The organism is Clostridium sp. LS3 (assembly GCF_055330225.1).
In genome coordinates, this window is the sequence record NZ_CM143921.1 from 2,370,010 (window position 1) to 2,381,658 (window position 11,649).

The window sequence follows — 11,649 nt, forward strand, 5'->3', positions numbered from 1 at the left end:
TTACTTTTCTTTATATGTATAATCTTTTACAGCTTCAAATACCCTTTTAATTAAATAACTACTTATTAATCCGTATATCCCCATAAAAAACAATATTGTCACTGGTTTAAATAAAAGTGATACTATTAATAGAGCTAATACAACTACATTTATAATACTTATAATTATATTTCTATATGCTAAAACTACAGCATTAACTATTATATCCGTAATATTCATAGTAGTTCTATCAATTAATGGAAATATATAATTGCTTATAAGTAGAATTTGAAAAATTATAAATATATGAACATACTGTAACCATACATAGTTACCCTTAAAACTGTTTATTCTAGTCATATTATAAATACCAATACATAACATAATGGTTATAATTGTTCCTAATATAGAAGCTTGTCTAATATTTTTCTTATAAGCTTTAAAAAAATCACTATAAATTTTATAACCTTTTCCACTAATCTTTGAGTTATAAACACTGTAAAGCGCTGTAGTTGATGCTCCAATAGTAACTATAGGTATACATCCAATAATCCATAATATATTTAACATACATGTTTCATATATTAATTCACAAATCTTATATATTGGCCCATCATAGCTAAATATTCCTTTCATATATATTACCTACTTTCAATTTTTTTATTTTTATACTGTAGTGGACTTAATCCCACGATTTTCTTAAAGGTTCTACTAAAATGTTCAATATTATGATATCCAACACTATCACATATTTCATATATTTTCATATCTGTTTCCTCTAAAAGTTTTTTAGCATTTTCTATTCTAACATTAGTTAAATATTTAATAAAATTATCACCAAATTTTTCTGTGAATATTTTACTAAAATATATCTTGCTAAAGCCTATTTGTTTACTAACTGACTCTAAAGTTATATTTTTTGAATAATTATTTAATATATACTCCTTGGCCTCTTTTACTACATTACTTTCCCTTTGCTTATTATGTTTCAAATAAGAAATAACCTTAGTTAAAATCTCTAGTACCCAATTTTCTATTTCCTTAATTGTCTCGAATTTTCTTATATCATTATATAAATCTATTTCTTCTCCAATTACATCTTCTAAATTATTATCTTCATCTTTTATTACGTATTGAACCATCATTAATACAATTTCTAAATAATAAATATATCCATTATCAAGTTTATCTTTAAAGGATAACTTCTGTATATTTAAAATTTTCTTCATCTCTTCCAAACATCTTTTTTCATTTAGTTCGTCGATAGATCTAAGAAGCCCGTTACTTTTATCCATTTCTCTAATAATTTGTTGAGTCAAGTTATTATTTTTATTCTTTTTTATCTTATTTAATTCTTCCACATGTTCTGAAAAAATATCTTTTCCTTTACCAAAAATAAACCTCATCTTTGCATTTCTTTGAGCTTCATTAAATAATATATTTGTTTCTTCAACTTTACTGATAAAACCACTAACCCCTACAGTAATATCTATATTTAGAAATGTACAAAGGGTATATCTAATTTTCTTTAAAATATCTCTTAATCTATTATTTAGATTTTCACTACTATCATCTTGAAAACTAAAAAATATTACATATTCCTTAGGTGATCTGGCTAAAATTTCTCCATTATTTATTGTACTAAATACTTGCATAACAGCATTTTTGAAAGAAGATATAAGGTCCTTGAAGTCATTGTTACTATATCTACGCTTAATAATATTAAAATTATCAATAATAATATAACAACATACGTAGTTATTACCATATAACCTTAATCCACTCTCCCTTAACTCTTCAACATTTAAATCTCCAACTAAAAGCCTGCTTTTAACCTTTTCCTTATCTAGCTTTTTCTCTTTAACAGTTTTTTGCTTTTTTGATGTATTAGTCATATTAAGGACAGTGTGTAATATTTTTTCCATATCCATTTCAGTTTTTAAAGTATAATCATTTATACCTAGCTTAAATGCCTTTCTTACGAACTCATAATCGTCATAAGCACTTAAAACCAAAAATTGAATATCATTATTAAATTTTTTTGTTTCCTCTATTAACTTAATGCCATTAACACCAGGCATATTAATATCCGTTATTACTATATCAATATCATTACATTCTCTAATTATATCCAGTGCTTTTGCACCATCAGCAGCCTCCAAAATTTCATCAAATCCATACTCTTGCCAATTAACTTGGGTTTTTAAAGCAAGCCTTACAATAGGTTCATCCTCAACTAAAAGCATTTTATACATAATCATTACCTCTATCTTTAATAATTGGGAGTATCAAAGTTACTCTAGTAAATTTATATTTTTCACTATCTATTTTGATACCATACTCATCTCCACAATTTAATTTAATACGCTTTTCAGTATTCTTAATTCCAATTCCATTAAGACTGGTCTTAGATTTATTATGGTTTTCAAAAATCTTTGTAATATCCTCCTCATACATACCTACACCATTGTCTATTACTTCTATAATAAGCTTATCTTCTTTTAAGTATCCCTTAATAATTATATCCTTACTTCCCTCTAGCTCATTTAGCCCATGAACAATTGAATTCTCTACAATAGGCTGCAATACTAATTTAATAATATATAAATCTTTTAGTGATTCATCAAAATTCATTATAAGATTGAAATTATCTCCAAATCTAACTCTCATAATTTCAGAATAGCTAGTTATATATTGTAATTCTTCTTTTATTGTAATAAAGCTAGAATTACTTTTAAATGTCAATGCTAAAAGCTTCATAAATGAATCAGTTACGCTTCTTATATTGTCAACCTTAGATATGGTAGCCATCAATTTGATAACGTTTAACGTATTGTATATAAAATGTGGATTAATCTGTGCTTGAAGTACCTTCATTTCCTGCTTTGATCTTTCTTTCTCCTTTAAATCTCTTTCTATCATCAATTCCTTTATATTATTAATCATTTTATTATAATTGATATTAAGCTCTTTAATTTCGTAAATATTACTTTCAATATTATTAATCTCATCTAATTTGCCATTTTGTACATTATCCATTTTCTTCATTAAACTTTTTATAGGATTTATTATTTCAGTAAAAAATATCTTACAATATATAAGATATAGTAAAATTATAATAAAAAATATTAATAACAATGTATTCATAGCATTCGATGTGTCATTTGTAAGGTTATTATAATCAATAATATTTATAATTTTCCAATCTAATTCATTTGCTGAATATCTGGTAATATATTTAATTCCATTCTTTGATCTATACTTATAATAATCTAGTTTATTTTCAATTGCTAAATTAATATAATCTATATCCTTAACATTCTCTCCTATTAATTCCTTATATGGTGCAATTACAATTTTTCCATTTGAATCAGCAATTATCATTTCTCCTATTTGCGTACTAGAAAATTTTGAACATATAGACTTTAAAACATCATTTTTCATTTCAAAACAAATAAGATCTGTACTTGTATTAGAGTAGTTAATGCTTGGACTAATTCCAAATAAAAATTCTACAGTATTTATGCTTTCGGGTCTAAAATCGTTTAAATAAACTACTTTATCCTTGTTCTCTATACACTGCTTATATAATAAATTATTTCTAATGCTAGATTTTCCTTTATAAAAGGGCTCTTTATACTTTACTTCTCTTCCATCCTTAGATAAAAAAGTAATGGAATTTACTTCTCCCAAATAGGCAAATAAATAGTCTAGTTTAGAATTTATTTGCCTTGATAATTCTAGTCTCTTTCCTGCATCCTCTTCATAATAAGCATTATTTACAAGTCTTAATAATTCCTCATCTGTAGAAACCTTAGCAACAGAAAGTGACATTCTTTTAAATTCATTCTTCAAATCAATAGCTAATTGTTCCATAATTTGTTGGACCTTTTCATTATAATTATATATTAATATATTTACATACAATCTATTAAAAATAAGAGTTATAACTATAACTGGAATAATTATAAATAGCATAAAACTAACTATAAACCTTTTTGACATACTTTTATTAGTAAACATATAAACCTCTTAATACTTTATTTTATATTTAATAAATTAATTGCTTATATTATCAATTCTATAATATTTTTACATTTACTTCAATTACAACCTTAAATTTCTTTATTTATCTAGTTTACAAAAAATCTCCTTTCATAGACGATAAAATAATTGTGGATTTTTTGCTTTTATAATTTCTTTAAGTTCAAACTTTTTTTCTTATTAATTTTACATTTCATCATTATTTCTTTATCTTCTTTCTAAAAAGTCATATTACATAATTTTTTATAAAATATTGAATTTCTTAATACCTTTTTTCAAAAGAAAAAAACAAATATCAGAAAATATTAATGTAATGTGAATTACATTAATATTTTCTAATATTTGCATATTTAATCAGAGTTTACATTTTATTGTTATAGGAGTTCTATATTATTTTAATGCTTTTAAATAAAAAAGTGGAAATATATAAGATTACTTATTTCCTCGATCCGCTCCAAGTTAAACTTACATATGTCCACATAAAAACTGAAGGTACGGAAAGTATAAAATAAATCTACTTTTCCACATTTAATTACTAAAAACCTTATATAATCAAATTTTCAAAGCTTTAAACTTTTAGATATTAAATGAGTAGGGCATATTCCCTACTCATTTTGTATTAATTTAATTTTGAGTTAATTAAATTTACAACTTCATTTTTAAAGCTTTCTAACTTTTCTTCTGAATCTTTTAATCCAGTACCTTTAATAGCTACATAAGCTTTCATTTTAGGTTCTGTTCCTGATGGTCTAACTACAAACCACGATCCATTTTCTAAAACAAACTTAAGAACATTTGATTTTGGAAGATTGATTTCATTTTTATCTCCACTTATCGTATTTTCTTCAATGCTTAATTTATAATCATATTTATTAACTATTTTTATACCATTTAATTCAACAAGCTTTTCATTTCTAAGGGAATCTATACACTTAGATATTTTTTCTCCGCCTTCTTTTCCTTTTAGTTCAAATGATACTAAAGTTTCTTTAAAATAGCCATATTTATCATATAACTCTATTAAACCATCATATAAACTCTTTCCTTGTTCTTTATAGAATAATGTCATTTCTGCTATTAGCATTGCTGCTATTACAGCATCCTTATCTCTTACAAAGTCTCCTGCTAAATATCCATAGCTTTCTTCAAATCCAAAAAGATAAGTTTTGTCTTTATTCTCTTTAAATTCTCTTATTTTTTCACCTATATACTTGAATCCAGTTAAAACTTCTATAAGTTCAATTCCATAAGCCTCTGCAATTTTTTTAGCTCCATCTGTTGTTACTATAGTTTTAATAACAACTCCATCCTTTGGTAGTTTTTCTTCTTCCTTTAAAGCATCTAGAATATATTGAGTTAATAATAATCCTGTTTGATTTCCAGTTAAAACTCTGTATTCACCTTCACTATCTTTTACAACAACACCTATTCTATCTGCATCTGGATCTGTCGCAAATATAACATCTGGATTTTCAGACTTTGCCATTTCTAAAGCTAATTTAAATACTGCTGGCTCTTCAGGATTTGGATATGATGCAGTTGGGAAGTTTCCATTTGGAGCTTCTTGCTCTTTAACCACTGACACCCCTGTATATCCAAGTTCATTAAGTACTCTTCTAACTGGCATATTTCCTGATCCATGAATTGGAGTATATATAACCTTTAAATCTTTCGCATTTTCTTTTACTAAACCTTTTCTTATTGTTAAGCCTTTTACAGCATCTATATAAGCTTTATCTACTGCTTCTCCAATATATACTAATAAGCCTTTTTCTAAAGCTTCCTCTTCATTTATTGTATTAATTTCATCAAAACTATTTATTTTATTAACTTCATTTATTATTATATTGGCCTTTTCATCAGTAACTTGGCCACCAAATTCATCATACACCTTATAACCGTTATATTCTTTAGGATTATGTGATGCTGTAACAACTATTCCTCCTGTACAATTTAAATGCCTTACTGCAAAAGAAAGCATTGGAGTCGGTCTTAAATCCTCATATAAATAAACAGTAATATCATTAGCACAAAGTGTTAATGCTGCTGCCTTAGAAAATTCCTTTGACATATTTCTTGAGTCATATGCTATTGCTACTGAAGGTTTTTCAAATTTATCATTTAAATAATTTGCAAATCCTTGAGTTGCTTTAGAAACAGTATATATATTCATTCTGTTGCTTCCTGCACCAATAATACCTCTTAACCCACCTGTTCCAAACTCAAGATCTTTATAAAATCTATCTTCAATTTCTTTTTCATCTTTTATACTTCTTAATTCTTCCTTCATTATATCATCTACAATATTTGATTCTAACCAATCATTATATTTTTCTCTATACATCGTGCTACCCCTCCTAAAACTTAATAATCAGGTAATATTATACACTAAAAAATTTAATTGTGGAATAAAAAAATGTAAAGAGAGTAAATATTGTATCTCTTTACATTTTTAGTTGTTTTTTTTTATTTCTTTTTACTATCTTCTTCTATTACTCTTTCCATATCGTCACTTACAGTTTTTCTTTCATAACTTACTGATGCTATTACAGTAGCTAAATTATCAATTATTGATAACTCAGATGCTACCTCTAAATCTCCAATCCTATAAACATAACCATCTGCACTTCTATTTACATTTATATCTACATACTTTGGTAAAGTATCCGCTGTACATTCAATTTTTATACGATCTTTTTCTTTTTGTAATACCATTCCTCTTTTATTTAAAGTATCTTCTCCTATATAATGAATAGGAACAGATGATATTATTTTTTGATTTTCTTCTAACTCTTCTAAATCTAAATGAATGATTTTATGTGTTACAGGATCTCTTTGAACACTCTTTATTAAAGTTTTATGATTATCACCATTTAAATTAACATTTAAAATACCATGTTCGCCTTTTTTAGAAATCTCTCTACATAATTCTAATTCTCCCACTTCAAACATAAATCCATTTAAAGTTTTTCCATAAAGTACTCCTGGTACTTTTCCTAGTCTTCTTAATTTCTTAGCATTATTAGGTATATTTGCCTCTCTTTTATTTAAATTTAAATTGTTCACAGTACTTCCTCCTATTAATAAGATTCTCCTCAAATATTCTTGTCATAAATACTGTTTTTTATTCAATCTTAACTTATTTGCATATTTCTTTTAATATTGTGTAGTATTTTATTGCATAGTTTAAACTAATAAAATATAATATTAATGTTTGTATAAAACTTATGGGATAACCAATAATATTTATAAGAGAGAAGGTGTTCTAAATTGTATAAAATGAATCAATATGAAACTCCTCTTTTTGATGCTCTAAAGGAGTATGTAAATAGAGATACACTACCATTTCATGTTCCTGGACACAAAAAAGGAGTAGGTATAGATAAAGAATTTAAGGATTTTATCGGTGAAAATCCATTTAAAATAGATGTGACAGTTTTTAAACTAGTTGATAGCTTACATCATCCTACTGGACCTATAAAGAAAGCACAAGAATTAGTAGCTGATGCATATGGATCTGATGCTTCATTTTTCTCAATACATGGCACATCAGGTGCTATACAAGCTATGATACTTGCAGTAGTAAATGATGGTGATAAGATAATAGTTCCTAGAAACGTACATAAATCAGTTACTTCTGGTATTATTTTAAGTGGAGCCGTTCCTGTTTTTATGGAGCCTGAAATTGATAAAAAATTAGGAATTGCTCATGGAGTAACTCCTGAAACTGTTGAAAAAACGCTTAAGGATAATCCAGATGCTAAAGCTGTATTAATTATAAATCCTACTTATTATGGTGTTGCAACAGATATAAAAAAAATTGCTGATACAGTACATAGCTATGATATACCATTAATAGTAGATGAAGCTCATGGTCCTCATTTAGCCTTTTCAGAGAAGTTACCTATGTCAGCATTAGAAGCTGGGGCTGATATTTGCGCACAAAGTACACATAAAATAATAGGCTCATTAACTCAAGGCTCTTTATTACATGTTAAAAGTAAATATGTTGATCCTAAGAGAATTCAACAAATTTTAAATTTAATGCAGACAACTTCTCCTTCTTATATAATAATGGCATCTTTAGATTGTGCTAGAAGACAAATTGCATTAGAAGGAAAAGATTTACTTCAAAAAACAATAGAACTTTGTAAGTACACTAGAGATGAAATAAATAAAATTCCTGGCTTCTATTGCTTTGGAGAAGAAGTTTTAAGAAAACCAGGTTCATATTCTTTTGATTCAACAAAGCTTACTATTTCTTCTAGAGAACTTGGAATTACAGGCTTTGAACTTGATATGATACTTGCTGATAAATACCATATACAAATGGAATTATCAGACTTCTATAATGTTTTAGCCGTTGGTTCCTTTGGAGATACTAAAGAAGGTATAGATAGATTATTATCTGCACTTAAAGAAATATCTAATGAGTATTATGGTAAGAAAGAGCCTGTTCAAGACTTCTTAGATATTCCAGCAATACCAAGAAAAGTCCTTAATCCAAGAGAGGCCTTTTACAGTGATAAAATCTCGATTCCACTAAATGAGAGTATAGGTAAAATTTCCGGTGAATTTTTACTTGCTTATCCTCCTGGAATTCCTGTTCTTTGTCCTGGAGAAGAAATAACTCAAGAAGTTGTAAACTATGTTCATGATTTAAAAAGAGCTAATCTTTATGTCCAAGGTACAGAGGATTTAACTGTTGAAAATATTAAAATAGTTACAAAGTAACAAAAAGGTAATTTGATTTAAAAATCAAATTACCTTTTTATTATAATCCTAGATATTCTTCTAAAGTTAAATCATTATCTTTAAAATTTTTACTATGCTCTACTCCAATATATCTAAAGTGCCATGACTCATGCATATATCCAGTTTTCCACTCTTTTCCTTCTGGATATCTTAATATAAATCCATATTTATAACTATTATTTTTTAGCCATTCTGCTTCTTTGGTATATTTAAAATCGTCTTTAGCCCAAAGAGATTGATCTAATCCTCCAATATCAAATGCAAGTCCTGTTTGATGCTCACTAAATCCAGGCTTCGCAGAAAAAGTATCTGTAGGATCTTGTCCATAAGTTGAAACATAGCTCCAATATAATCTATCTTGGCTCCAATAGCTTCTATAAGTTGAAAAAGCATTAAGATAAATTCCTTCCTTTCCTGCATCAGCTTTCATACTTTCAAAAGCCTTTCTAGCTTCTGTACTTTCTCCTTGTGCAAAAATGTCAGGAAGTCCAAATTCTTTATTTACAATTAAAATTCCATTTATATATTTAGGCTCTCTTAAGCTTGCATCTTCACTTGATTTTTTTTCATAAGTTTCTTTTATTTTTCTTTCATTAGCAACCTTTTTTGTTTCAGTTATGTAACTATTCAAGGAATATAATGTCTCTTTAGCTTGTTTATACTTTTTCTCATTATATAGGGTATCATACTCATCTTTAAGCTTATTGACCTTATCCATTTCATCATTACTAAATCCTTGAAGATTTTCATCGTTTATATTATTGAATGTTTGATCTAACTCTATTTGATTAGCTGCACTTAATTCATTTATAGTAGCTTTTAATTTTGATATTGAATCTTCTATTTCTTCATTAATACCATTAGATAACTTTTTTTCTATATCATCTATCTTATTTTTTATTTCATTTGATTTTTCTTCTGTAGTGTATATATTATTAAAAATATCTTTTATATATTTATAATCATTTATTGATTCCATTTGCAAATTAAATCTTTCATTTGCCTTTGCTTCTTTCTTTAGTAAAGCAAAATGCTTTAATTCAATAGGAGCATAAAGAAATACTCCTATAATTATACCAAAAACAACTACTGACACTATTCTTCTTTTTATAATCTGTTTTCTTCTCAAAACATTCTTTCTTCTTTTATTAATATTTTTATTCAATCTCTAACTCCTCCATCACTATTTAAAATTATAACAAAAAGCATATTATGTTAAAATACATTTTTATTATAAAATCTAAATAGTAGCTCTTTTGTATAATTAATCTTTAAATATTAAAAAATATGATAGATAAATATTTATTTAGATTTTAACATAGCTTTAATTCTTTCTCTTAATCCCTTATCTAATGAGTATTCACTTAAATAATGAAGCTTACTATTTATATCGTCATCATTAAAATCCAATGAATAATATGTTATAGCTGCATCTATTCTTAAAAAATCATTAACTTTTTCTATAGAAACAATTTTTGGATCTTCTTCTTCAATTCCCATTATTTCTTCTAGATTAATAAAGCTTTTACCCATTGCAATTGCTTTTAAAAAGTTTAAATGACCTTTAGTAAATCTCTCTGCAGCATTAATTAGATGTTTTAAAGTTTTATAAGCATTTTCTATTTCTCCATTCTTTACAAAAGCCTTATAAAAATGCTGTATTAAACCAATAACTTGATTGTTTTCTTTAATTTGAGACATAAATCCTAAAATAACAATTTTATTTTCATCATTGAATGCAATAAGATTATTCATTATAGAATTTACTATTTCTTCAGTTTTTACTCCTTCACTAGCTAATTTACATAATAAATTTGTAGCCTTTAAGTTTAGGTTTGAATTCCTTTGAGAAATTCGTTCTAATACTGGAACTGCATCTTCTTTGTAGCTATAAATTATCATTAAAACAGAATTTTCTACAACTACTCCCCATTCTCCTATTTCATCGTACTTATCTATGAATCTACTTGGCTTATGTATTTTCCTATTTAAATAATTAGGTAGTTCCTTTATATAATTCTTACCAATATTTTCAGCTGCTTCTCTTGCAGCAATTTTAACTTTATCGAAATCATCATATAATTCAATTACTTTTAAAATTTCACTGGAAATTAACTCCTCTATTTCTTCCTTAGACAATTCAATTTCCTCTTTTAAATTTGCATTTTCTATATCTTTTATATTTTCAATAATATTTTTTTCTTCTATTAATGTATCTACATCTTTTTCCTTAATATTCATGTCATTTATTTCTTCTTTTTTCCTATACTCATATTCACTTTCTATTTTATCCTCAGTATCCTCATAATCATAATCATACTCATAATCATCTTCATAATTTTTTCTTTTTATTTTTTTTAAAATATCTAATATTCCCATAGTTATTCTCCTTCCAAGTCAATATCACTTATAACCTCTATTCCATTATTTTTAAGGATAGCTGTTGTTATTCCCATTCCTTCTATCTTTTTTCCATTAAAATTACCATCATAAATATAATTAACACCACAAGATGGACTTCCATCTTTCAAAATGGCTTTATTTGCATTAGTTAATTTAGCTATATTTAAAGTTTCATATGCTCCCTTTAAAAACTCTTCTGTAACATCTGCATTATCTTTAGTTAGAACCTTATGATTACCATTTAAAACCTCTTCTGAACTTCCTTGTATTTCTGCTGGAGTTCTAGGTGTAGGAAGTCCTCCTAGTTGTTCAGGACATACCAATATAGCTTTTCCTTCTCTAAAAAGATCTACACACTTACTATTTAAGTTATTTCCACCACTATATTTACAATTAACACCACATAAACAACCACTTATAAGATACATATATACACCTCTTTTCTATATAATTATAACATAAAAAGAG

The 11,649-nt window shown here is 26.3% G+C and carries 9 protein-coding genes; 1 reads left to right on the forward strand and 8 read right to left on the reverse strand.

The window, feature by feature from the left end:
• The 5 genes from ACZJV1_RS11130 to ACZJV1_RS11150 all read right to left on the reverse strand — a co-directional run bounded on the left by ACZJV1_RS11130 (position 1) and on the right by ACZJV1_RS11150 (position 7,089).
• Complete coding sequence (locus tag ACZJV1_RS11130) at positions 1 to 615, reverse strand: DUF624 domain-containing protein (protein ID WP_460287409.1); 615 nt, start codon at positions 613 to 615, stop codon at positions 1 to 3.
• A gap of 5 nt (positions 616 to 620) precedes the next feature.
• Positions 621 to 2,234 (reverse strand): response regulator transcription factor, encoded by a 1,614-nt coding sequence (locus ACZJV1_RS11135; protein ID WP_463650164.1) that lies wholly within the window; start codon positions 2,232 to 2,234, stop codon positions 621 to 623.
• Positions 2,227 to 4,002 (reverse strand): sensor histidine kinase, encoded by a 1,776-nt coding sequence (locus ACZJV1_RS11140; protein ID WP_463650165.1) that lies wholly within the window; start codon positions 4,000 to 4,002, stop codon positions 2,227 to 2,229. Before ACZJV1_RS11140 ends, ACZJV1_RS11135 begins: the two co-directional genes overlap by 8 nt.
• Before the next feature lie 640 nt (positions 4,003 to 4,642).
• The gene (locus ACZJV1_RS11145; protein ID WP_463650166.1) at positions 4,643 to 6,367 is read right to left on the reverse strand and encodes a phospho-sugar mutase; all 1,725 of its coding nucleotides are present in this window, start codon (positions 6,365 to 6,367) and stop codon (positions 4,643 to 4,645) included.
• A gap of 122 nt (positions 6,368 to 6,489) precedes the next feature.
• Positions 6,490 to 7,089, reverse strand: a complete 600-nt coding sequence (locus ACZJV1_RS11150; protein WP_463650167.1) for a 50S ribosomal protein L25 — start codon at positions 7,087 to 7,089, stop codon at positions 6,490 to 6,492.
• Positions 7,090 to 7,293: 204 nt separating this feature from the next.
• Here ACZJV1_RS11150 and ACZJV1_RS11155 point away from each other — a divergent pair, with 204 nt between their 5' ends.
• On the forward strand, positions 7,294 to 8,757 hold the full coding sequence (locus ACZJV1_RS11155; RefSeq protein WP_463650168.1) for an aminotransferase class I/II-fold pyridoxal phosphate-dependent enzyme: 1,464 nt from the start codon (positions 7,294 to 7,296) through the stop codon (positions 8,755 to 8,757).
• A 40-nt stretch (positions 8,758 to 8,797) separates the two neighbouring features.
• Here the strand turns inward: ACZJV1_RS11155 and ACZJV1_RS11160 are convergent, their stop codons facing one another.
• From ACZJV1_RS11160 to ACZJV1_RS11170, 3 genes are all read right to left on the reverse strand, one after another.
• Positions 8,798 to 9,943: a M15 family metallopeptidase gene (locus ACZJV1_RS11160; protein ID WP_463650169.1), complete on the reverse strand. Its 1,146-nt coding sequence runs from the start codon at positions 9,941 to 9,943 to the stop codon at positions 8,798 to 8,800.
• Positions 9,944 to 10,080: 137 nt separating this feature from the next.
• Positions 10,081 to 11,157: a hypothetical protein gene (locus tag ACZJV1_RS11165; RefSeq protein WP_463650170.1), complete on the reverse strand. Its 1,077-nt coding sequence runs from the start codon at positions 11,155 to 11,157 to the stop codon at positions 10,081 to 10,083.
• Positions 11,158 to 11,159: 2 nt separating this feature from the next.
• Complete coding sequence (locus ACZJV1_RS11170) at positions 11,160 to 11,609, reverse strand: 2-thiouracil desulfurase family protein (protein ID WP_463650171.1); 450 nt, start codon at positions 11,607 to 11,609, stop codon at positions 11,160 to 11,162.
• Between the last annotated feature and the right edge of the window lie 40 nt (positions 11,610 to 11,649).